Here is a 22330-nt window from a genome sequence, read left to right on the forward strand (position 1 = left end):
TCGATCAATACCGCGCCCTGCCGCCAGACATGTCAAACACCGCGCCGGTATTGAAGCTTGAGGCATCGGAACAGAGCCAGAGAACCAGCGCCGCGACCTCTTCCACCGCCCCAAGCCGCTTCAGCGGGCTGGCGCCGACCATGTCGCTGACGACCTCGTTTCCGAGACGCCGGATAAGATCGGTGTCGATCGGACCCGGCGCGATACAGTTGACGCGGATGTCGGTGTCGCAGACCTCACGCGATAGGGCCTTGGTGAAGGCAATGATGCCCGCGCTCGCCGCCGAATAGACCGCAAGGTTCGGCAATCCTTCCTTGCCGGCGAGCGACCCCATATTGACGATGCGGCCGCTGCCGGTCTTGCGCATGACCGGCAAAACTTGATGCGTGACCTCGAGTGTCCCGATGAGGTTCACACCGATGATGCGTTGCCATTCAACCGCATCGAAAGCCTCGAAGCCAAGATAGGGACCAAGATAGCCCGCATTGTTGACCAGAACGTCGACCCGCCCCGTCCTGGCGACGACCTCACCGAGGGCATTGCTTATGTCCTGCGCCTTGGTCACGTCGACGGTCTGGCTGCGGATTTCGTCGGCCGGCGCAGGATCGGCGTCCCATATCCAGACGTCGGCCCCCGATCGTGCCAACTGCGTGGCCACAGCCCTGCCGATACCCCTTGAGCCACCAGTCACGATCGCCGTCTTGCCGGCAAAGTCGTATGTCACGGTCATAGCTGTCCCCGAGGCACCAAGTCTGCTCCCGGGAGCGGCCGCCAGTCAATTGCGGGGGCGGAGCGGCTAGACGGCCGGAATATCGCCCCTCGCCCAGCCTTCCGAAATCTCCGCCGCGCGCGCTTCGAAGGCTTTTGCCTCGATCGCCGCGCGGATGTCCTGCATCAGCTTCTGATAGTAGGACAGGTTGTTCCAGCTGAGCAGCATCGCGCCCAGCGACTCCTGCGAGCGCACCAGATGGTGCAGATAGGCGCGGGAATAGTCGCGCGCGGCGGGACAGTCGCTCTCCTCGTCCAACGGACGCGGATCGTCGGCATGGCGGGCGTTGCGCAGGTTGATCTTGCCGCGGCGCGTGTAGGCGAGGCCATGACGGCCGGCGCGCGTCGGCATCACGCAGTCGAACATGTCGATGCCGCGCGCCACCGATTTCAAGATATCGTCCGGCGTGCCGACGCCCATCAGGTAGCGCGGCCTGTCGGCGGGCAGTTCCGGGCAGGTTATGTCGAGCATCTCCAGCATCACCGACTGCGGCTCGCCGACCGCCAGCCCGCCGACGGCATAGCCTTTGAGGTCCATCGCCTTCAGCGCCTGCGCCGAGCGCACGCGCATGACCGCGCTGTCGCCGCCCTGCACGATGCCGAACATGGCCTTGCACGGCTGGTCGCCGAACGCCGTCTTGCAGCGCTCGGCCCAGCGCAGTGACAGTTCCATGGCGCGCTCGATCTCCGTCGGCTTGGCCGGAAGCGCCGTGCATTCGTCGAGCTGCATCTGAATGTCGGAATCGAGCAGCCCCTGGATCTCGATCGACCGCTCCGGCGACATCTCGTAGGGCGCGCCGTCGATATGCGAGCGGAAGGTGACGCCCTTTTCGCTAAGTTTTCTCAGCTTCGACAGCGACATGACCTGGAAGCCGCCGCTGTCGGTCAGGATCGGGTGCGGCCAGCGCGCGAACTCATGCAGGCCGCCGAGCTTCGCCACGCGCTCCGCGCCTGGCCTGAGCATCAGGTGGTAGGTGTTGCCGAGAATGATGTCGGCGCCGACGCCGCGCACCTGGTCCATATACATGGCCTTGACCGTGCCGCCGGTGCCGACCGGCATGAAGGCCGGGGTGCGGATCTCGCCGCGCGGCATGCTTATTACGCCGCGCCGCGCCTTGCCGTCGATGGCGATGAGCTTGAAAGAGAAAGTCTCAGCCATCGAATTCCTTGTCATGCACCGGCGCGCCGGGTGCCTGTTGGTCGAGTGACTGCCGGTAACGGATGCAGCCACGCATGAATTTCGGCCAGGGCGGCACGGCGATCGCCGGTTCGGTCTTTTCCGGCAGCAGGTCCCAAAGATCCGGATGATGCCAGCACAGATCATGGCCGGTCGCGTCGCGGTGGGTGCGGATGCCGGCGCGCAGCTTCTTCACTTCCGCGATCAAAGCGTCGCGGTCCATCGTGTCGAGATCATCGTCCATCGTTCGTCTCCGCTCGGAAAAGCAGGCTGGAGTCGCCGTAGGAGTAGAATCTGTAGCGGCTCTCGATGGCATGCGCATAGGCCGAACGCATCATCTCCAGCCCGCTGAAGGCCGAGACCAGCATGAACAGCGTCGAGCGTGGCAGATGGAAATTGGTCATCAGCATGTCGGCCGTCCGGAAGCGGTAGCCGGGCGTGATGAAGATATCGGTCGGCCCGGACCAGGCTTCGATCCGGCCATGGTCGCGCGCAGCGCTTTCCAGCAGGCGCAGCGACGTCGTGCCGACGGCGACAATCCGCCCTCCCCGCGCCTTGGCCTTGTTGAGCGCATCCGCCGTCTCGGCTGTCACCGAGCCGGTTTCGGCATGCATCTTGTGGTCGGCGGTGTCGTCGGCCTTGACCGGCAGGAAGGTGCCGGCGCCGACATGCAGTGTGACGAAGCGGCGCTCGACACCTTTGGCGTCGAGCGCTGCGAACAGCTCAGGCGTGAAATGCAATCCAGCGGTGGGCGCTGCGACTGCACCTTCTTCCCTGGCATAGATGGTCTGGTAATCGCTGCGGTCGCGCTCGTCATCGTCGCGCTTCGAGGCGATGTAGGGCGGCAGCGGAATGTGGCCGACGGTGTGCATCGCCTCGTCGAGGAATGGGCCGGAAAGATCGAAGCCGAGCAGCGCCTCGCCGGCCTCGCCTTTCTCGATCACCGTCGCGTCGAGCTGGCCGAGGAAACAGGAATTCTGGTCATGGCCGAAATGGATGCGGTCGCCCACGGCGATGCGCTTGCCCGGCCGCATGAAAGCCAGCCAGCGGTCGGGCGCCACCCGCATGTGCAGCGTCGCCTCGACCTGCGCCATAGCCTCGCCACGCCTGCGGATGCCTTTCAGCTGCGCCGGAATGACCTTGGTGTCGTTGAACACCAGCACGTCGCCTTCTCTCAGCAGCGACGGCAGATCGCGCACCGTTCGATCCTCCAGGCCTTGGCCTGGTCTGACGATCAGCATCCTGGCGCTGTCGCGCGGCTCTGCCGGGCGCAGCGCGATGCGCTCCTCCGGCAAGTCGAAATCGAATAGGTCGACGCGCATCAGAACAGCCGGATGAGCAGTGCTCCGGCCAGCAGCAACACGGCGCCGGCGACGCGGCCAAGCGAGATCTCGCGCACCGCGACGCCGAGGAAGCCGAAGCGGTCGACGAGCATGCCGGCAATCAGCTGGCCGGCGACCAGGAAGGCCATCAGCGCGGCCGCACCGATGCGCGGCGTGAGGATGGTGGAGAGCGTGACATAGAAGCCGCCGAGCATGCCGCCGGCAATGAACAGCCACGGTGCCGGCGCCTTCCAGTCGAGCGAGATGCCCTGCAGCCTGACCACCGCGACCGCGATGATGCCGAGCACGATGGCGCCCGACAGGAAGGAAAAGGCTGCGGCTGCGACCGGAAGGCCGAGACCGCGTGCCAGTTGCGAATTGATCGGCGCCTGGATGGCGATGAAGGCGCCGGACAGGATGCCAAGCAGGGACCAGACAGCGCCCATCATTGTCGTTCTGCCTTACTTGACGTCGGCCGCGACCTTCAGCGACACGATCTTGTCGGGATCCTGCACGGGCTCGCCGCGCTTGATCTTGTCGACATTCTCCATGCCTTCGATGACCTGGCCCCAGACCGTGTACTGGCGGTTGAGGAAGGAGGCGTCGTCGAAGCAGATGAAGAACTGCGAATTCGCCGAGTTCGGGTTCTGCGCGCGGGCCATCGAGCAGGTGCCGCGGCCGTGGTTGGCGTTGGAGAACTCGGCCTTCAGATCCGGCTTGTCGGAGCCGCCCATGCCCGCGCGGGAAGGCGCATAGGTGGGCTTGCTCGAATTGCCGAACTTGACGTCGCCGGTCTGCGCCATGAAGCCGTCGATGACGCGGTGGAAGACCACGCCGTCATAGGCGCCTTCGCGCGCCAGCTCCTTGATGCGGGCGACGTGACCGGCCGCCAGGTCGGGATACATTTCGATGACGACCTGGCCCTTGGTCGTTTCCATGATGAGCGCGTTCTCGCGGTCCTTGATCTCAGCCATGTCAGAAAATCCTTTTGAAAATTGAGGAAGTTATTTGCCGTCGGCGGCGATGCGAACCTTGATCATGCGATCGGGGTCCGTGACCGTGCCGTTGTCCGCCTCATCGCCCTTCTTGATCTTGTCGACCAGTTCCATGCCGCTCTCGACCTTGCCGACGATGGTGTACTGGCCATCGAGGTTCGGCGCCGGCGCGAACATGATGAAGAACTGCGAGTTGGCCGAATTCGGGTCCTGCGAGCGGGCCATGCCGATCACGCCGCGGGTGAATTGCTCGGTCTGCGAGAACTCGGCCGGCAGGTCGGGAAGCTCGGAGCCGCCGGTGCCGACGGCCTCGGGGTTGAAGCCCTTCTCCATGTTGCCGAACTTGACGTCGCCGGTCTGCGCCATGAAGCCGTCGATGACGCGGTGGAAGGCGACATTGTCATAGGCGCCCTCGCGCACCAGCTTCTTGATCTGCGCGACATGCTTGGGCGCAAGGTCCGGGCGCAGCGCAATGGTCACATCGCCGTCCTTCAGCGTGACGATCATGGTGTTTTCCTTGTCGGCGGCGAAGGCCGGAAAGGATGCCGCCAGAAGTCCGGCAAGCACGACCAGGAAAGAAGCGAGCCTTTTCAGCTGCATGGTGTTCTCCGAAAGCCTTTGTTTGGGTACATGTCGTTATCCCAAAACCGGAATCCACTTTTGGGCGACATGCATTATTTCGCGAATTTGGCGGTGAGCGCGCCAGCAACTGCCGCCGGCACGAATGGGCGGATGTCGCCGCCCATCGACGCAATCTGGCGCACAAGTGTGGCGGTAATGGTGCGCACCGAAGGACTGGCCGGCAGGAAAACCGTCTGCAGCTCCGGCGCCATGGTCTCGTTCATACCGGCCATCTGCATCTCGTAGTCGAGGTCGGTGCCATCGCGCAGGCCGCGGATGATGATCGATGCGCCGTGCTTCCTGGTGGCGTCGATGACGAGGCCATCAAAGGCAACGACCTTGATGCGATCGCTGTCGCGGCCGAACTCCGCCTTGGTCGCGGCCTCGATCAGCTTCACGCGTTCCTCGAAGGAAAACAGCGGCGTCTTGCCGGGATGGATGCCGATTGCCGCGTAGACTGTGTCGGCCACCGCCAACGACGCCTTCAAGACATCGAGATGGCCGTTGGTCAGCGGGTCGAAGGAGCCGGCATAGAGGGCGGTGCGTTCGGTCATGGCAGGCTTCTAGCGAGCCTCTCAAACAAAGGCAAATCCGATTGGCGCGCTGGTCGTGAACCTTTTCACGGACATGAACGACGGATGAATGCGACGATCACGAACACTTCACGCAGCGTTCACTAGGTTGCCGCGTCAGGAGATGAAACCAAAACCCCATCTTACCGTTGTGAGTGCAGGAGAACACGCAAATGCTGATCTACATGCTTGCCACTGCAATGACCATCGTGATGCTGATCGCAACCGCATTCGGGCTGCATCAGGAGGCAGCGCGAGTGCGCGTCAGGGCCAACACCAAGCGGCTCGACAGCTTCGTTGCCCGCAACCTTTACCGTCGCTATTGATTTCCAGCCATGATCGCACCGGCCCAAGGGCCGGCGCTACGGCAATTCCAGGAAAAATCGGTAACGGTTTTCCATCCGGAATTGCGTGAAACAACTAGTCAGACGCCTATTCGGGACTTCCCTCGCCCGCATCGTCTGTGGTGCCAGCCTCATCCGAAGGCGCTTCTTCGACTTCCTCGTCCGACTGCGGTTCCGAGATCCGCTCCACCGAAACCACTTTCTCGCCTTCGGCCGTGTTGAAGATGGTCACGCCCTTGGTGGCGCGGCTGGCGAAGCGTATGCCGTTGACCGGAACGCGGATGACCGTGCCGCCGTCCGAAACCAGCATGATCTGATCGTCGTTGCCGACCGGGAAAGTGGCGACAAGGCGCCCGATCTCGGCCACTTTCGAGACATCGGTGGCGCGGATGCCCTTGCCGCCGCGGCCCGTCAGGCGGAAATCGTAGGACGACGAACGCTTGCCGTAGCCGTATTCGGTCACCGTCAGCACAAGCTGCTCATGCGCCTTGAGGAATTCGTAGCGCTCCTCGGAAAGCTCGGCCTCTTCGCCGATCTCCTCATTGGTGAGCGCGATCTCTTCCTCCTCGGCTGCACCACCCACGGCAAGCCGGCGTTCGGCGGCAGCGCGCTTGAGATAGGCGGCGCGCTCGGCGGGCGAAGCGTCGACATGCTCGATGATAGACATCGAGATCACGCGGTCGGTCTCGGCCATGGCGATACCGCGCACGCCGACGGAGTTGCGACTCTGGAAGACGCGCACGTCGCCGACCGAGAAGCGGATGCACTGGCCGGAATTCGCGGTCAGAAGTACGTCGTCATTGTCGGTGCAGGTCTCGACGCCGAGGATCTCGTCGCCCTCTTCCTCCAGCTTCATCGCGATCTTGCCGTTGCGGTTGACCTGGACGAAGTCGGACAGCTTGTTGCGGCGCACCGTGCCGCGCGTGGTGGCGAACATCACGTCGAGCTCGCCCCAGCTCGTCTCGTCCTCGGGCAGCGGCATGATGGTGGTGATGCGTTCGCCCTGCTCGAGCGGCAGCATGTTGATCAGCGCCTTGCCGCGCGACTGCGGATTGCCGACCGGCAGCCGCCACACTTTTTCCTTGTAGACGATACCGCGCGAGGAGAAGAACAGCACCGGCGTGTGCGTGTTGGCGACGAACAGCCGGGTGACGAAATCCTCTTCCTTGGTCGACATGCCGGAGCGGCCCTTGCCGCCGCGGCGCTGCGCCCGGTAGAGCGAGAGCGGCACGCGCTTGATGTAGCCGGAATGGCTGACGGTGACGACCATGTCCTCGCGCTGGATCAGGTCCTCGTCTTCCATGTCCGCCCCGCCCTCGGCGAGCTCGGTGCGGCGCGGCGTGCCGAACTCGTCGCGCACCGCAATCAGCTCGTCCTTGACGATCTGCTGGATGCGCGCGCGGGACGACAAAATGTCAAGATAATCAACAATTTCGACGCCGATCTTGTTCAACTCGTCGGCGATCTCGTCGCGACCGAGCGCGGTCAGGCGCTGCAGCCGCAGATCGAGGATGGCGCGGGCCTGCTCCTCGGAGAGATTGTAGGTGCCGTCCTCGTTGATGCGGTGGCGCGGATCGTCGATCAGCTGGATCAGCGGAGCGACGTCGTGGGATGGCCAGCGCCGCTCCATCAACTGCTCGCGCGCCGTCTGCGGATCGGGCGCGGTGCGGATCAGCTTGATCACCTCGTCGATGTTGGCGACGGCAATGGCCAAACCGACGAGCACATGGGCGCGCTCGCGCGCCTTGCGCAGCAGATACTTCGTGCGCCGGCTGATCACCTCCTCGCGGAAGCCGACGAAGGCCTTCAGCATGTCGATCAGCGTCAGCACTTCCGGCTTGCCGCCGTTGAGCGCCACCATGTTGGCGCCGAAGGAGGTCTGCAGCGGCGTGAAGCGATAGAGCTGGTTGAGGATGACGTCGGCGACGGCCTCGCGCTTCAACTCGATGACGACGCGGTAGCCCTGGCGGTCGCTCTCGTCGCGGATGTCGGAGATGCCCTCGATGCGCTTCTCGCGCACCAGCTCGGCCATCTTTTCGATCATCGCCGCCTTGTTCACCTGATAGGGGATCTCGGTGATGATGATCGATTCACGATCGTTGCCGCGCGCCTCGATATTGACGCGGCCGCGCATGACGATCGAGCCGCGGCCCGTCGAATAGGCGTTGTAGATGCCGGACCGGCCAAGCACGATGCCGCCGGTCGGAAAATCCGGACCGGGCACGATCTCCATCAGCGACGGCAGGTCGATGGCCGGATTGTCGATGATGGCGATGGCGCCGTTGCAGACCTCGGTCAGATTGTGCGGCGGAATGTTGGTGGCCATGCCGACGGCGATGCCGCCGGAGCCATTGACGAGAAGATTGGGGAAGCGCGCCGGCAGCACCTTCGGCTCGCTGCCGGAAGCGTCGTAGGTATCCTGGAAATCGACGGTTTCCTTGTCGATGTCCTCCAGCAGCTCGTGCGCGACCTTGGTCAGACGCGACTCGGTGTAGCGCATCGCCGCCGGCGGATCGCCGTCGATCGAGCCGAAATTGCCCTGACCGTCGATCAGCGGCACGCGCAGCGACCAGTCCTGCGCCATGCGCACCAGCGCGTCGTAGATCGAGGCGTCGCCATGCGGGTGGTATTTACCCATCACGTCTGCGACCGGTCGCGCCGACTTCACATATTTGCGGTTCCAATGGTAGCCGCTCTCATGCGAGGCGTAGAGGATGCGGCGATGCACGGGCTTCAGGCCGTCGCGCACGTCAGGCAGCGCGCGGCTGACGATCACGCTCATGGCGTAATCGAGATAGGAGCGCTGCATCTCCTCGATGATCGAAATCGGCTCGATGCCGTTGGGGCCGCCCTCCGGCCCGCGCGGTGTCTTCTGGTCGGTCAAATCAGGTCACAATCCAGTCGGGAATCACTCGCTGCTTATATAGGAAGCCGGGCCGAAACTCCAATGGCGACGGCACTTTTCCAGAGACAATTTTGGCGGTAATTTCAAAAGGATACCGCTGATTGCGACGATATGGCCAAGGCCGATTTCGCCGTCACGGGCGCAAGGTCGGCCATGGGTCGTCTTCCTCGGGCGGAAACTGAAAACGCGATGAATTGGACCTCGTGGCTGCCGCTGCGGGCACTGAGCGGCTGGACGGCAAAGGACCTCGACGGCGATCTGGCGGCGGGAATCCCGCTGGCGGCGATCGAGGTTATGCCCCCGTGGCGCGCTTCTTCTCGACCGCCGCTGAGCGGGCTCGTGGATCCGGAAAACCGCTTCGCCGTGGGCTTTCGCCCGACTTGAAACGACAATAAGCCGCTCCAATTCCCCAGCAGGCTCCGCTTGTATATGGAGGCGGCCATGGACGTCTTTTCCCCCAGGACCGGATTGCTTTCTGCTGGAATTCGATTTCTCGTTTTCGCCTCGGTTGCGACGGTCGCCTACGGTTTGGACCGCGACCCGGCGCAGGCTGCTCTGCTTGCCCGGGTTCCAGCCGCGCGCGAAATGGCGGTCTGCGGCGACATGCTGTTCGTCGGCACCAAAGGCTCCTCGGTCTATGCGTTGCCTGTATCCGGTGGGCGCGTCCGACGGGTCGCCTCCGGATTCTCGGCTGCGAACGGTGTCGCATGCTCCGGCGGTCGTCTGTTCGTAGCCTCGAGGAACAGCGTGACCGCCTTCGATATCGGGCCAGGAGGCGCTCTGAGCGGCAGGCGCGACATTCGCCGGGGGTTGGCGAATTCAGGAGTCCATAGTTTTCGTTATATCGGCGTCGGCCCCGACTCGCGGCTCTATGTCTCGCTGGGATCGCCCTGCAACATCTGCTTGCCGCACGGACTGCAAGGCACGATCGTCAGCATGAAGCAGGACGGATCCGATCTTCGGCGCGTCGCCTGGGGCGTGCGCAATTCGGTCGGCTTCGACTGGCACGGCGGCACCCTGTTCTTCACCGATAACGGCGCCGACCGGATGGGCGACAACGTCCCATCTGACGAGTTGAACAAGCTTCTGCCCGGCGGCTTCTACGGCTTTCCCTATTTCGGTGGCCAAAGCCGGCTCAAAGGATTCCAGGACGCGCGACCGCCCGCGCAGCAGATTCCGCCCGTGTTCGACTTCCAGGCGCATGTCGCAACCCTGGGAATCCATTTCTTCCGAAGTCTCGGCGGCGACGCCCTGGTCGCCGAGCACGGAAGTTGGAACAGGTCGGTTCCGGTCGGTCGTCAGGTCGTGCGCGTGCGCTTCCAGGGCGGCCGGCCGGTCTCGGCGACGACTTTCGTCAGAGACGTCGGCCGGCCCGTGGACGTCAAGGAAGCGCCGGACGGTTCCGTCCTCGTATCCGACGACAGCGGAGGCGCGATTTACGTCTTCAAGCAATGACACACGGCATCTTCCCAGGTTCTGACCTGGCACCGGAGGAGCCCCCTGTCACAGGCGAAGTTGCCAGCCAAATGCGTCCGGCTCTATCGCATGCCGGATCGCCTGACGCGATAGGCGCCGGGCGTCTCCGCCATCTCGCGCCGGAACCGGCGGTTGAAGGTCGACAGGTCGTTGAAGCCGGCATCGAAAGCAATCGCCGAGATCGCCTCGTCCGACGCGCGCAGCCGCACCGCGGCCCGGTGCAGCCTGGTCCTCAACAGGAACTGATAGGGCGTCATGCCGGCGACATGCCGGAATGTGCGCAGGAAATGATACGGGCTGGTCGCCGCGCTGTCGGCGATCTCGGCCAGCGACAGCGGCTGTTCGGCGTTGAGCTCGATCAGGCGCACCGCCTCGGCGACGCGTTTCTGGTCGCGGCGGCTGGGTGCCGGTGCGATCCCGGGAGAGCCGGTTGTAGCCGCGACCGCCGCGCTGGCAATGCGTAGTCCGAGCTCCTCGAATGCTGCGCCGTCGCTCGTCTCCCGGGCGGCCTCCGCCTGCGCCAGCAACGACGCCAGCGCCGGCAACGGCGGCAGGCGTGGGCCGGCGAAGCCGAGCCGCTTTGCGCCAGGCACATCGGCGACGATGCGCTCCATATAGGCCGGGTTAAAATGAAAGGAGAGGCAGCGGTCGCCGGCGCCATGCTCATGCCCGCATTCGTAACAGGCGCCCGGATTGCCGAGCAGGACGGCGCCGGGTGCAAGCATCGCCGTGCCTTGGTTCGTCCGATAGCGGAACGTGCCCCTGGTCACGGCGGCGACGCAGAAACCGCGGTGCTCTTCCTCGAACGGCCTGTCGCCGGCAACGGCGGTGCAGATTACGTCGGACGCCTGCCAGCCTCGACCCGACGCCAGGTTTTTCGCAGTCGTTGTCATCGGGTGAAAGATAGCAATTTTTCCCAAGCGCAGAACCCCGCCCTGCGCCTATTGCTCGCCCTCTCCTGACAAACGAGGCAGCAGCCATGACCGATACTTTTGCCGAAGCCCTGCACAGCGATGCGCCCAATCCGGACCTCGCCGAAAAGCTGAACCTCTATGGGCGCTTCATCGGTGCCTGGACATTCGACGCCACGCGCATTCTCGAGGACGGCACCAAGCTGACGGGGCGCGGCGAAGTGCATTTCGGCTGGGTTCTGGAAGGCAAGGCAGTCCAGGACATCTGGATCCTGCCTGCGCGGAATACCGGGGTGCAAGCCTCTCTCGGACCATGGACCTTCTACGGCACGACGCTGCGTGTCTATGATCCCGGCGCGGACGCCTGGCACATCTTCTGGAGCGATCCTCGCAACCAGTACTACAGCCGGCAGCTCGGCCGCGCCGAGGGTGACTCGATCGTCCAGATCGGCACCGACGGCGGCGGCTCGTCGGTGCGTTGGAGCTTTTCGCGCATCACCGAAAACTCGTTCCGCTGGCTGGGCGAGCGCTCGCATGACGGCGGCGCGACCTGGCGCATCGAGGTCGAGTTCCTGGCCCGCCGCGCAACTCCAACCTGACCGATCAACCCATTGTAACCATGGAGAAAACAATGCTAGACCATGTCTCGATCGGCGTCCGCGATACCGACGCCTCGAAACGGTTCTACGACGCCGCGCTGCAACCGCTCGGCTATTCTTGCCTCAGCCAGTCCCCCGGTTCGCTCGGCTATGGCGTCGAAGCGGTTGAGCTCTGGGTCAATGAGGCCGCTCGACCGGTCCCGGCCGACACCAGCTCCGGCCTGCATTTCTGCGTTGCCGCGCCGACACGCGCCAGCGTCGACGCGTTCCATGCGGCTGCGCTGCGCAAAGGTGGCAAGGACAATGGCCAGCCCGGCCTGCGCGCCGCCTACGGCGACAACTACTATGCTGCGTTCGTCATCGATCCCGATGGGTATCGCCTCGAGGCCTATTGCGGCAAAGCCGAATAGCCGGCTGATTTCCCCTCCGCCTGTTTCCAGCGCCCCGGCTTTGCTCTACCAATTACAGGGCTTGGGCGTCGCCCGGCGGGAGGGGACCAGCGATGCCGAGCTTCGACAGCCTGTTCAACGCCTTCGTCACCATCCTGGTGACCATCGACCCGCCCGGGCTGGCGCCGCTCTTCCTTGCCGTGACGCGCGGCATGAACCGCGAGGAGCGTCAGCAGGTCTCGGTGCGCGCTTCGGTGATCGGCTTCTTGGTGATGGCGCTGTTTGCCGTAGCCGGCGCCTCCATCCTGTCGGTGTTCGGCATCACGCTGCCGGCTTTCCGTGTCGCCGGCGGCTTCCTGCTGTTCTTCATCGCCTTCGAAATGGTGTTCGAGCGCCGCCAGGACCGCAAGGAAAAGATCGGCGACGTCGCCATAACCAAGGACATGATCCACAACATCGCGGCCTTCCCGCTGGCGATCCCGCTGATCGCCGGCCCCGGCGCGATTTCGGCGACCGTGCTGCTATCGGGACATTTCGAGGGCTTTGGCGCTCAAACCGCGCTGGTCGGCATCATCGCGATCTGCCTGGTCCTCACCTATCTGGTGTTCGTGCTGGCCGAGCGCATCGATCGCATCCTCGGCCAGACCGGCCGCTCAATTCTGACCAGGCTGCTCGGCGTCATTCTTGCGGCGCTCGCGGTGCAATTCGTGGCCGACGGCATCAAGGCGCTGATGGCGGGATGAGTTCAAACACGGCGATCGATCACGAGGTTGTCGCGTTGGAACTTGCGCTGCTCAGAGCGCCCACGCGCCATGACCCGGATTTCCTGAAAATCGTGCTCGACGATGACATGATCGAGTTCGGGAAATCCGGCTATGTGTATGACAAGGAACGGATACTGGAGGCACTCTCCACGTCGAACGGAGAACCGGCGCCGGACGATCTGTTGGAAATGACAAGCGTCAGAACGGTTCAACTGGCGCCGGAGGTGGTGCTGTTGATCTACAAACTAAGATCCAGGGGAGGACCGGCAGCCCCCTCACTGCGCAGCTCCGTCTGGAGACGCTGACGGACAGTGGCGGTTGGTATTCCATCAGGGGACCATCGCCGCGCCCGACGTAGACGACCGCCTCTGAGCGCTACTTCGCCGCTGTGTCGACCACTTCAAAATCATGCGTGATCGTCGCCGTCTTCGCCATCATAGCGGTCGCCGAGCAGTATTTCTCGATCGACAGGTCGATCGCGCGTTTCACCTTGTCGCGCGACAAGGCCCGGCCCTTGACGATGAAATGCATGTGGATGCGGGTGAAGACGCGCGGCTCGGTCTCGGCCCGATCGGCGTCGAGCTCGACCACGCAATCCTCGATGGCCTCGCGGCCTTTTTCGAGGATATGGACGACGTCATAGGCCGAGCAGCCGCCGGTGCCGATCAGCACCAGCTCCATTGGGCTTGGCCCCGGCGTCCTGCCTTCAGGCCCGTGCGCAGTGCCCAACACGACCTTGTGACCGCTGCCGGACTCGCCGACAAAGGTGCGTTCCTCGACCCATTTGACGCGTGCTTTCACGATGTCTTCCTTACAATACGATTCATTGGCCGAATACGACCGCGTGCATGACACGGCCGGGCAGCAGCGTGAAGATACCGGCGCCGATCGGCGCGAACAGGTAGAGCTTTATCATGGCGCTGCGATGCGCGGCCACCTTGTGCGTGTGCGCGTACCATACCGCCAGCGGCGCGCTGACAACCACCAGGATGGACAGAATATGGATGGGACTGAACGGCCCGATCAGCCGGATCTGCTGGATCCAAAAACTCGAGATGGCGACGACCAGCATCAGTCCCGCCCAGACATAGCCCAACACGCGATGGCGCGGCGTGCCTTTCGGCATCGCCAGCTGCGCCCCGCCTATCGCCAATGCAGCAAAGGCGGCGAACGCATGCCATGGAATGGGAGGCGGCGCAGACAGAAGCGGTCCGAGCGACATCGCGCCTCAATCAAATGACCATCTCGTGAGGCTTAAAACGGGATCTCGTCATCCAGCTCGCGCGACGAACCGCCGCCACCGCCCTTGGAACCGCCACCACCGCCGCGGCTGAAGCCTTCGTTCGGGCCGGACTGGCCGAAATCGGAGCCGCGGCTGTTGCCGCCGCCGGCGTAGTTGCCGACCTGGCCGCCGCCTTCGCCGCGTGCGTCGAGCATCTGCAGTTCGCCGCGGAATTTCTGCAGCACGACCTCGGTCGTATAGCGGTCGTTGCCGGTCTGGTCCTGCCACTTGCGCGTCTGCAACTGGCCCTCGACATAGACCTTCATGCCCTTCTTCAGATACTGCTCGGCCACCTTGGCGATCTGGTCGTTGAAGATGACGACATTGTGCCACTCGGTCTTTTCCTTGCGCTCGCCTGAGTTCTTGTCGCGCCAGCTTTCCGACGTGGCGATGCGGATGTTGACGACCGGATCGCCCGAATTCAGGCGGCGGATTTCAGGGTCCGCCCCGAGATTGCCGACCAGAATGACTTTGTTGACGCTACCCGCCATCGTACTTCTCCGCGCTCATCCGAAACAAATTTTAAGTCGCTCACCTTACAGCCTGCGGGTGGCCCATGCCCGCAAAGGCTGGCTTTTCCCACAAGGTTTTTGTTCTCTTTTCGTTCTAGTCGCAACCGCCGCCTCTGTCAAGGAATGTCAGCAAAGGCACGGCGCGGTCAGCATATCTCGATATGGCGATCAAATAGCGGCTTGCCAAATTGATAAGTATCGACTTATGCTTTGTCATGATCGAAACAGAGATTTTCCGGGCCTTGGCCGATCCGACTCGGCGCATCGTCTATGAGCGGCTGGCAGCCGGCGAGATGACGGTGTCGGAGCTGCGCGCCGGCATGAGTGTGTCGCAGCCCGCAGTCTCGCAGCACCTTGCCGTGCTGCGCGGCGCAGGTCTCGTGGCGGAGCGGCGCGCCGGCCGCAACGCCTATTACCGCGCCGAGCCGCAAGGTCTCGATCCGCTGCTCGGCTGGATCGAGCGCTACCGCGCCTTCTGGCCGGAGCGCATCGAGAAACTGAAGACGGTTCTGAAGGAAATGGACCAATGACGAAATATCCGATGGCGACCGACGCGCGGCTCAGCTTCGAATGCGAGCTTCCCGATCCGCCGGAAAAAGTCTGGCGGGCGCTGACCGAGCCGGAACTGCTCGCCGCCTGGATGATGCCGAACGACATGAAACCGGAAACCGGCAAGCGCTTCGCCTTTGCCGGACCGGATGCGCCGATCGAATGCGAGGTGCTGGACGCCAAGCCGGGCAGGCTGCTGCGCTATTCCTGGCGCGAGCGGCCAAGTACTGGAGATGCCGAGCGGTTGCCGGCATTCGAAAGCGTCGTCACCTTCACGCTCGCGCGCACACCCTCCGGCGGCACGTATCTCAGCATCGTCCATGACGGCTTCGTGCCGGCGGCGCAACCTGTCCTCGCCGTTGCAGGCGCAGGCTGCGGGCTCTCGCTAAATGCACGCAAGAATCCAACCGCCGCCAATGCGCCATGCATGATGCTGCGCGCGGCTTGACCAACGACAATCTGAGGAGACTTGGCCATGAGCGCCTTTGCCAATCTGGTGCCGATGGTGATCGAGCAGTCGAGCCGCGGCGAACGCGCCTTCGACATTTTCTCGCGGCTCCTGCGCGAACGCATCGTCTTCATCAACGGCGAGATCAATGACGGCGTGTCGGCGCTGGTCTGCGCGCAGCTTCTGTCGCTGGAATCTGACCATCCCGACAAGGAGATATCGATCTACATCAACTCGCCGGGCGGCGTGGTGACCAGCGGCTTCGCCATCTACGACACGATGCAATACATCTCCTGCCCGGTATCGACGGTCTGCATGGGTTTTGCGGCCTCGATGGGCTCCTTCCTCTTGATGGCTGGCTCGCCGGGCCGGCGCATCGCGCTGCCTAACACCAGGATCGTGCTGCATCAGCCGCTCGGCGGCTTCCAGGGCCAGGCCTCCGACATCCAGCGCCATGCCGAGGACATCCTGCGCACCAAGCGCCATATGACTGAACTCTATGCCAGGCATTGCGGCCGGAGCTACGAAGAGGTCGAGCGCACGCTCGACCGCGACTATTTCATGACCGCCGAGGAGGCCAAGGCCTGGGGTCTCGTCGACCACGTCTACGACACGCGCAAGAAGGCAGCCTAATGCATGTCGCCCAGAAGTGTTCAGCGGTTCTGGGGCAACGACATGCATGAAAGGTGACCGCGCGGCAATTTAATTGCCGCGCGTCTGGCTTCGCTTCCGGCGCGTCTCTATAGTCCGGCGTATGATCCGTTCCTTCAAGAAACCGGCCATTACCATTGCCGCGCTCGCCGGCACTCTGATGGCTGGCGCAGCCTTCGCGGACGACAGCCCGGCGCAAAAGCTGCCCGGCGTGGGCGGCGACTACCGGATCGCCAAGCCTGCCCCACAGCCTGAGCCGGACGACGCGCAGCCCGCCGGCAGAAATGGTACGATCAAGATCGGCGATACCGATGTCAGGATTTCCGGCAGCATCACCATCGACATGACAACGGGCGGCATCAGGCCGCCCAACCACTGATCGGCAAGCCGGCCACAGGCCCGGGAACCTTGCTTTCTCACAAAAATGTAAGCCCCGCCACTGCTTCCGCAGGTGGACGGGGCTTTCATGGATCTAAAATCCAACTTTAGCCGGGAGTGGACTGCCGGCGTTCTGTTTCGGATGCAACGCGGCGCTCGGCCGACGATCCGACTATGGTCTCTGATTGTACGGAATCGGCAGGTCACGGTTTGTCGGGCTAGCGCTCACGCCTACCCTGGCACTTATGCCCGCCGCGGCTCCATCAACTCGTGGAGCCTCAAGGGACTGTCCGGTGGCGTCATGCTCCGCTCCTTCTGTCCGTTGCGACCATTGTCTTACGAAGCTCTAATCGCAAACGCCTGCGGCGTCTCGCAGGCCACCTTGCGGTGGCGAGGCCATCGACAGACGGCCGGCTTCGCTGACGTCCCGACACTGCTCCCGTGCGCCGGCGGCGTCAACCGTTGAATAGCCGGTTACCGAAAAACGTGATCGCTTGGAGGTTACGTCCAGGTAAGTCCAATACCGTCTGGCGATTGGCGACTTTGCGACCGCTGTTTCCACAGCGCTTCTCGCGATTGTTTCCACAACGCTTTGTCAGGAGCGTGTTCGGTCTTTGTTCTTTCCGCTTGCCCGCCCACGCGAAAGACGGTTAAACGCTTTTGTCGAGAATTGTGGCGTCTCTCGACGCAGCGGCGAAATTACCTACATAAGGGATGGCCGGGACAACCCCGCCCAATCCAGCAAATTCCAGACCTGAGGCGGCGACCGGCGATGGCCGACCAAAAATACCTTTCCATTCGCGGGGCGCGCGAACACAATCTCAAGAACGTCGATCTCGACCTGCCGCGCGACAGCCTGATCGTCATGACTGGCTTGTCGGGCTCCGGCAAGTCTTCGCTCGCCTTCGATACCATCTATGCCGAGGGCCAGCGCCGTTACGTCGAAAGCCTGTCGGCCTATGCCCGCCAGTTCCTGGAGATGATGCAGAAGCCGGACGTCGACCAGATCGACGGCCTGTCGCCCGCCATCTCGATCGAGCAGAAGACCACTTCGCGCAACCCGCGTTCGACGGTCGGCACCGTCACCGAAATCTACGACTACATGCGCCTTCTCTTCGCACGCGTCGGCGTTCCCTATTCGCCGGCCACCGGCCTGCCGATCGAGAGCCAGACGGTCAGCCAGATGGTCGACCGCGTGCTGGCGCTGGACGAAGGCACGCGCCTCTATCTGCTGGCGCCCATCGTGCGCGGCCGCAAGGGCGAGTACCGCAAGGAACTGCTGGAGCTGCAGAAGAAGGGCTTCCAGCGCGTCAAGGTCGACGGCGTCTTCTACGAGATCGCCGACGCGCCGGCGCTGGACAAGAAGTACAAGCACGACATCGACGTCGTCGTCGACCGCATCGTCGTGCGCGGCGATCTGGCGACGCGGCTTGCGGACTCGATGGAAACCGCGCTGAAGCTCGCTGATGGTCTTGCGGTGGCCGAATTCGCCGACAGGCCGCTCGACGCCAGCCAGACCGGCGAGGACTCGGTCAACAAGTCGAAGAACGAGACGCATGAACGCATCATGTTCTCGGAGAAATTCGCCTGCCCGGTGTCCGGCTTCACCATTCCCGAGATCGAGCCCAGGTTGTTCTCCTTCAACAATCCGTTCGGCGCCTGCCCGACCTGCGACGGCCTGGGCAGCCAGCGCGCCATCGATGCCAACCTCGTCGTGCCGGACGAGAACGTCTCGCTGCGCGACGGCGCCATCAGCCCTTGGGCGAAATCGACCTCGCCCTATTACGCGCAGACGCTGGAGGCGCTCGGCAAGGCCTATGGCTTCAAGCTCGGCGACAAGTTCAAGGATCTGAGCGCCGAGGCGCAGCAGGCCGTGCTGCACGGCACGGGCGAGCGCGAGATCACCTTCCAGTATGACGACGGCCTGCGCTCCTATAAGACCACCAAGACTTTCGAGGGCGTCATCCCCAATCTCGACCGGCGCTGGAAGGAAACGGAATCGGCCTGGATGCGCGAGGAGATCGAGCGCTTCATGTCGGCGACCCCCTGCCCGGCCTGCAATGGCTACCGACTGAAACCCGAAGCACTCGCCGTGAAGATAGCCGGCAAGCACATCGGCGAAGTCACCGAACAGTCGATCCGCAAGGCCGACCAGTGGTTCACCGACCTGCCGGCGCAACTCAACGAGAAGCAGAACGAGATCGCCGTCAGAGTGCTCAAGGAAATCCGCGAGCGGCTGCGCTTCCTCAACGATGTCGGCCTCGACTATCTGACGCTGTCGCGCAACTCCGGCACGCTGTCCGGCGGCGAGAGCCAGCGCATCCGGCTCGCCTCGCAGATCGGCTCCGGCCTCACCGGCGTGCTCTATGTTCTGGACGAGCCGTCGATCGGCCTGCACCAGCGCGACAATGCGCGCCTGCTCGACACGCTGAAGCACCTGCGCGACATCGGCAACACGGTGATCGTCGTCGAGCATGACGAGGACGCCATCCTGCATGCCGACTATGTCGTCGACATCGGCCCGGCCGCCGGCATCCATGGCGGAGAGATCATCGCGCAGGGCACGCCGCAGCAGATCATGGCCACACCCGCCTCAATCACCGGCAAATACCTGTCGGGCGAGCTCGAAGTGGCGACGCCGGAGGTACGCCGCGAGGCGAAGAAGAACCGGCGCATCAAGGTCGTCGGCGCGCGCGGCAACAATTTGAAGAACGTGACGGCGGAGATCCCGCTCGGCACCTTCACCTGCGTGACCGGCGTGTCCGGCGGCGGCAAGTCGACCTTCCTGATCGAGACGCTGTTCAAGGCGGCCTCGCGCCGCATCATGGGCTCGCGCGAGCATCCGGCCGAGCACGACCGCATCGAGGGCCTGGAATTCCTCGACAAGGTCATCGACATCGATCAATCGCCGATCGGCCGCACGCCGCGTTCCAACCCGGCCACCTACACCGGCGCCTTCACGCCGATCCGCGACTGGTTCGCGGGCCTCCCTGAGGCCAAGGCGCGCGGCTACCAGCCGGGCCGCTTCTCCTTCAACGTCAAGGGCGGCCGCTGCGAGGCTTGCCAGGGCGACGGCGTCATCAAGATCGAGATGCACTTCCTGCCGGACGTCTATGTCACCTGCGACGTCTGCCACGGCAAGCGCTACAACCGCGAGACGCTGGACGTGCTGTTCAAGGGCAAGTCTATCGCCGACGTGCTCGACATGACGGTCGAGGAAGGTGTCGACTTTTTCTCCGCGGTGCCCGGCGTGCGTGACAAGCTGGAGACGCTGAAGCAGGTCGGCCTCGGCTACATCCATATCGGCCAGCAGGCGACGACGCTGTCGGGCGGCGAGGCGCAGCGCATCAAACTCGCCAAGGAACTGTCGCGCAAGGCGACCGGCAAGACGCTTTACATCCTCGACGAGCCGACCACCGGCCTGCACTTCCACGACGTCGCGAAGCTGCTCGAAGTGCTGCACGAGCTGGTCGACCAGGGCAACACGGTGGTGGTTATCGAGCACAATCTCGAGGTGATCAAGACGGCCGACTGGGTGCTCGATCTCGGCCCCGAAGGCGGCGACGGCGGCGGCGAGCTGGTGGCATCCGGCACGCCGGAAGCGATCGTGCGCGAAAAGCGCAGCTACACCGGCCAGTTCCTGAAGGAGCTTCTGGAGCGCCGCCCCGGAGGCAAGCGCGAAGCGGCGGAGTGATGGCGAAGACCGGCCTCATCTCCGTCGAAAGCCGCTTCGGCGTGGCCGAAACCATCGACAGGCTGGTCGAGACCGTCACCCGTGCCGGATTGCGTGTCTTCGCCAGGATCGACTATGCCGCCGGCGCGCATGAAGTCGGTGCGCCGTTGCGTTCGACCGAATTGCTGATCTTCGGCCATCCCAAAGGCGGCACACCGCTGATGCAGGATGAGCAGCTTGCCGGCATCGATCTGCCGGTGAAGGCGCTAGCCTGCGAGGATGCACAAGGCAAGGTCTGGTTGTCCTACAACGATGCGCATTGGCTGGCCGAGCGGCATGGGCTTGGCGATGCCAGTCGCGATGCCGTTGCGGCCATTTCGGCGGGCATGGAAAAGGTCGTCGCGGCCGCTGCTGGAGTCGATCAATCATGAGACTGGCCCGCTCTGAAGATATTGCCGCCATCGTCGCGCTGACCGCGACCGCCTACGCTCCCTACACCGCCCTCCTCGGCGCGCCGCCGATCCCGGTGACCGAAGACTACGCGCCGCGCATCGATCGCGGCGAAATCTGGCTGCTGGAAGAAGGTACCGAACTCGCAGGGCTGATCGTCCTCGAGCGGCACCCTGACCACGCCATGATCTTCAGCGTCGCCGTCGCACCGGCCTTCCAGGGCAGGAAGCTCGGCATCAGGCTGCTCAACTTCGCCGATGAGAAGACGCGGCAGTGGCACCTGCCGGAGGTTCGGCTCTACAGCAATTCACGGATGGAGCGGAACATCGCGCTCTATTCGACGTATGGCTATCGGGAGACCGGTCGCCGTCCCAATCCGTACCGGCCGGGATGGACCGTGGTCGACATGGCCAAACCCGTCGACAAAGCCGCCTGATTACATTTCAAAACCTGGAGGAAGATCATGACCAGCCAAGGAAAGATCCGCTCCGGCATGGGCGGCTGGACCTTCGAGCCGTGGGACACCTCCTTCTATCCGGACAAACTGTCGAAGGCGAAGCAACTCCACTACGCGAGCCGTCAGGTGTCGAGCATCGAAGTCAACGGCACCTACTATTCCAGCTTCAAGGAGCCGACCTTCGTCAAATGGGCAAGCGAAGCGCCTGACGGTTTCGTCTATTCGCTGAAAGGCAACCGTTTCGTCACCAACCGCCGCGTGCTGGGCGAGGCCGGGGACTCGATGATGCGCTTCCTAGGCTCTGGTGTTGCCGCCCTCGGCGACAAGCTCGGGCCGATCCTTTGGCAGTTCGCGCCGACGAAAAAATTCGACGCGGAGGATTTCGAAGCATTCCTCAAGCTGCTGCCCGAAAAGCAGGATGGCGTGCCGCTGCGCCACGCGCTGGAAGTCAGGCATGACAGCTTCATCGTGCCGGAATTTCCGGCATTGGCGCGCAAATACAACGCCGCGATCGTCTATGCAGACCACGCCAAATACCCGGCGATCGCCGACATCACCGGCGATTTCGTCTATGCGCGGCTGCAGACAGGCAGCGACGACAATCCCGACTGCTACACGCCGAAGGGGCTCGATGAATGGGCGGCGCGGACAAAGACCTGGGCGGAAGGAAAGCAGCCGGCCGACCTGCCGCGCGTCGATCCCAAGACCGACGCGCCGGTCAAGCCGCGCGATGTGTTCGTCTACTTCATCACCGAGGGCAAGGTGCGCGCGCCTTTCGGAGCCATGGCGCTGATGAAGCGGGTGGCGGCTTAGAGCAATTCCAGGAAAAGTGTGTAACGGTTTTCCGTCCGGAATTGCGTAAAAACAACCAGTTAGAGCAGTTCGGCGTTTCCGTGAAACGATGAACTGCTCTAGAACTGCGGACCTCTACCGCGGCTCTTTGTTCCAACGCCTGAGCTCTGCCCGGCGCACCACGCGACGCTATCGGCGGTTGGCTTGTCGGAACCTGCCGGCCATCTTGACCGTTCTGTCTCAACCGCCGACCGCGCGAAGTCGAGGGTATCTCGCCAAAGGGTCGGTATGGCGA

Annotated in this window: 28 protein-coding genes; 15 read left to right on the top strand and 13 right to left on the bottom strand. The window is 63.5% G+C overall.

The genetic code is table 11. The features are described 5' to 3' along the window. Positions 1-4 precede the first annotated feature (4 nt). The 8 genes from RFM40_RS03370 to coaD form a co-directional block, all read right to left on the bottom strand. Positions 5-730 (bottom strand): SDR family NAD(P)-dependent oxidoreductase, encoded by a 726-nt coding sequence (locus RFM40_RS03370; protein ID WP_320277147.1) that lies wholly within the window; start codon positions 728-730, stop codon positions 5-7. 66 nt (positions 731-796) lie between these two features. Beyond that, entirely contained in the window at positions 797-1927 is a 1131-nt protein-coding gene (gene tgt / locus RFM40_RS03375) for a tRNA guanosine(34) transglycosylase Tgt (RefSeq protein ID WP_320277148.1), read from the bottom strand. Beyond that, entirely contained in the window at positions 1920-2189 is a 270-nt protein-coding gene (locus tag RFM40_RS03380) for a hypothetical protein (RefSeq protein WP_320227125.1), read from the bottom strand. Before RFM40_RS03380 ends, tgt begins: the two co-directional genes overlap by 8 nt. Then, a complete protein-coding gene (queA, locus tag RFM40_RS03385; RefSeq protein ID WP_320277149.1) occupies positions 2179-3267 on the bottom strand; it encodes a tRNA preQ1(34) S-adenosylmethionine ribosyltransferase-isomerase QueA in 1089 nt (362 codons plus the stop codon). The genes RFM40_RS03380 and queA overlap by 11 nt, the downstream gene beginning before the upstream one ends. Further along, positions 3267-3716, bottom strand: a complete 450-nt coding sequence (locus RFM40_RS03390; RefSeq protein ID WP_320227127.1) for a DMT family transporter — start codon at positions 3714-3716, stop codon at positions 3267-3269. The genes queA and RFM40_RS03390 overlap by 1 nt, the downstream gene beginning before the upstream one ends. Before the next feature lie 12 nt (positions 3717-3728). Continuing rightward, positions 3729-4241, bottom strand: a complete 513-nt coding sequence (locus RFM40_RS03395; protein ID WP_320227128.1) for a peptidylprolyl isomerase — start codon at positions 4239-4241, stop codon at positions 3729-3731. Between the two features lie 30 nt (positions 4242-4271). Continuing rightward, the gene (locus RFM40_RS03400) at positions 4272-4769 is read right to left on the bottom strand and encodes a peptidylprolyl isomerase (protein WP_320227231.1); all 498 of its coding nucleotides are present in this window, start codon (positions 4767-4769) and stop codon (positions 4272-4274) included. Between the two features lie 167 nt (positions 4770-4936). Continuing rightward, entirely contained in the window at positions 4937-5437 is a 501-nt protein-coding gene (gene coaD / locus RFM40_RS03405) for a pantetheine-phosphate adenylyltransferase (protein ID WP_320227129.1), read from the bottom strand. 191 nt (positions 5438-5628) lie between these two features. Here coaD and RFM40_RS03410 point away from each other — a divergent pair, with 191 nt between their 5' ends. Continuing rightward, entirely contained in the window at positions 5629-5781 is a 153-nt protein-coding gene (locus RFM40_RS03410; RefSeq protein WP_320277150.1) for a hypothetical protein, read from the top strand. Positions 5782-5887: 106 nt separating this feature from the next. Here RFM40_RS03410 and gyrA read toward each other — a convergent pair whose 3' ends face one another. After that, positions 5888-8683, bottom strand: coding sequence for a DNA gyrase subunit A (gyrA, locus tag RFM40_RS03415; RefSeq protein ID WP_320227131.1), 2796 nt, complete (start codon positions 8681-8683; stop codon positions 5888-5890). 132 nt (positions 8684-8815) lie between these two features. On the opposite strand from gyrA, the gene RFM40_RS03420 reads away from it, so the two are divergent. Together RFM40_RS03420 and RFM40_RS03425 are read left to right on the top strand one after the other, a co-directional pair. Beyond that, positions 8816-9088 (top strand): hypothetical protein, encoded by a 273-nt coding sequence (locus RFM40_RS03420; RefSeq protein ID WP_320277151.1) that lies wholly within the window; start codon positions 8816-8818, stop codon positions 9086-9088. A gap of 57 nt (positions 9089-9145) precedes the next feature. After that, positions 9146-10159, top strand: coding sequence for a PQQ-dependent sugar dehydrogenase (locus RFM40_RS03425; RefSeq protein ID WP_320227133.1), 1014 nt, complete (start codon positions 9146-9148; stop codon positions 10157-10159). An 83-nt stretch (positions 10160-10242) separates the two neighbouring features. On the opposite strand, the gene RFM40_RS03430 is transcribed toward RFM40_RS03425, so the two are convergent. Beyond that, positions 10243-11073 (bottom strand): helix-turn-helix transcriptional regulator, encoded by an 831-nt coding sequence (locus RFM40_RS03430; protein WP_320277152.1) that lies wholly within the window; start codon positions 11071-11073, stop codon positions 10243-10245. 86 nt (positions 11074-11159) lie between these two features. Between RFM40_RS03430 and RFM40_RS03435 the strand changes: the two genes are divergently transcribed. The 4 genes from RFM40_RS03435 (at position 11160) to RFM40_RS03450 (ending at position 13148) form a co-directional block, all read left to right on the top strand. Then, positions 11160-11690, top strand: coding sequence for a hypothetical protein (locus RFM40_RS03435; RefSeq protein WP_320227135.1), 531 nt, complete (start codon positions 11160-11162; stop codon positions 11688-11690). Between the two features lie 32 nt (positions 11691-11722). Further along, positions 11723-12100: a VOC family protein gene (locus RFM40_RS03440; protein WP_320227136.1), complete on the top strand. Its 378-nt coding sequence runs from the start codon at positions 11723-11725 to the stop codon at positions 12098-12100. A 92-nt stretch (positions 12101-12192) separates the two neighbouring features. Beyond that, entirely contained in the window at positions 12193-12822 is a 630-nt protein-coding gene (locus RFM40_RS03445) for a MarC family protein (protein ID WP_320227137.1), read from the top strand. Further along, positions 12819-13148 carry a nuclear transport factor 2 family protein gene (locus RFM40_RS03450; RefSeq protein WP_320227138.1) on the top strand — a complete coding sequence of 110 codons (330 nt, stop codon included), beginning with the start codon at positions 12819-12821 and terminating at the stop codon, positions 13146-13148. Before RFM40_RS03445 ends, RFM40_RS03450 begins: the two co-directional genes overlap by 4 nt. A gap of 70 nt (positions 13149-13218) precedes the next feature. Here the strand turns inward: RFM40_RS03450 and RFM40_RS03455 are convergent, their stop codons facing one another. The 3 genes from RFM40_RS03455 to ssb are packed head-to-tail and all read right to left on the bottom strand — an operon-like array spanning position 13219 to position 14616. Further along, on the bottom strand, positions 13219-13644 hold the full coding sequence (locus RFM40_RS03455) for an OsmC family protein (RefSeq protein WP_320227139.1): 426 nt from the start codon (positions 13642-13644) through the stop codon (positions 13219-13221). 22 nt (positions 13645-13666) lie between these two features. Beyond that, entirely contained in the window at positions 13667-14065 is a 399-nt protein-coding gene (locus RFM40_RS03460) for a DUF2306 domain-containing protein (RefSeq protein ID WP_320277153.1), read from the bottom strand. A 32-nt stretch (positions 14066-14097) separates the two neighbouring features. Next, positions 14098-14616 carry a single-stranded DNA-binding protein gene (ssb, locus tag RFM40_RS03465; RefSeq protein WP_320227141.1) on the bottom strand — a complete coding sequence of 173 codons (519 nt, stop codon included), beginning with the start codon at positions 14614-14616 and terminating at the stop codon, positions 14098-14100. 236 nt (positions 14617-14852) lie between these two features. On the opposite strand from ssb, the gene RFM40_RS03470 reads away from it, so the two are divergent. From RFM40_RS03470 to RFM40_RS03505, 8 genes are all read left to right on the top strand, one after another. After that, positions 14853-15167 (top strand): ArsR/SmtB family transcription factor, encoded by a 315-nt coding sequence (locus tag RFM40_RS03470; protein WP_320227142.1) that lies wholly within the window; start codon positions 14853-14855, stop codon positions 15165-15167. Next, positions 15164-15634 carry an SRPBCC family protein gene (locus RFM40_RS03475; protein WP_320227143.1) on the top strand — a complete coding sequence of 157 codons (471 nt, stop codon included), beginning with the start codon at positions 15164-15166 and terminating at the stop codon, positions 15632-15634. The genes RFM40_RS03470 and RFM40_RS03475 overlap by 4 nt, the downstream gene beginning before the upstream one ends. Before the next feature lie 27 nt (positions 15635-15661). Then, positions 15662-16267, top strand: a complete 606-nt coding sequence (locus tag RFM40_RS03480; protein WP_126100491.1) for an ATP-dependent Clp protease proteolytic subunit — start codon at positions 15662-15664, stop codon at positions 16265-16267. A gap of 121 nt (positions 16268-16388) precedes the next feature. Continuing rightward, positions 16389-16664: a hypothetical protein gene (locus RFM40_RS03485; protein ID WP_320227144.1), complete on the top strand. Its 276-nt coding sequence runs from the start codon at positions 16389-16391 to the stop codon at positions 16662-16664. A 771-nt stretch (positions 16665-17435) separates the two neighbouring features. Further along, positions 17436-20357, top strand: a complete 2922-nt coding sequence (gene uvrA, locus RFM40_RS03490) for an excinuclease ABC subunit UvrA (RefSeq protein ID WP_320227145.1) — start codon at positions 17436-17438, stop codon at positions 20355-20357. Next, on the top strand, positions 20357-20767 hold the full coding sequence (locus tag RFM40_RS03495; RefSeq protein WP_320277154.1) for a DUF302 domain-containing protein: 411 nt from the start codon (positions 20357-20359) through the stop codon (positions 20765-20767). Before uvrA ends, RFM40_RS03495 begins: the two co-directional genes overlap by 1 nt. Further along, the gene (locus RFM40_RS03500) at positions 20764-21222 is read left to right on the top strand and encodes a GNAT family N-acetyltransferase (RefSeq protein WP_320277155.1); all 459 of its coding nucleotides are present in this window, start codon (positions 20764-20766) and stop codon (positions 21220-21222) included. Before RFM40_RS03495 ends, RFM40_RS03500 begins: the two co-directional genes overlap by 4 nt. Before the next feature lie 27 nt (positions 21223-21249). After that, positions 21250-22056, top strand: a complete 807-nt coding sequence (locus RFM40_RS03505; protein WP_320227148.1) for a DUF72 domain-containing protein — start codon at positions 21250-21252, stop codon at positions 22054-22056. The last annotated feature ends 274 nt before the right edge of the window (positions 22057-22330 follow it).

The organism is Mesorhizobium captivum, assembly GCF_033977165.1.
Classification (GTDB): Bacteria; Pseudomonadota; Alphaproteobacteria; order Rhizobiales; family Rhizobiaceae; genus Mesorhizobium; species Mesorhizobium captivum.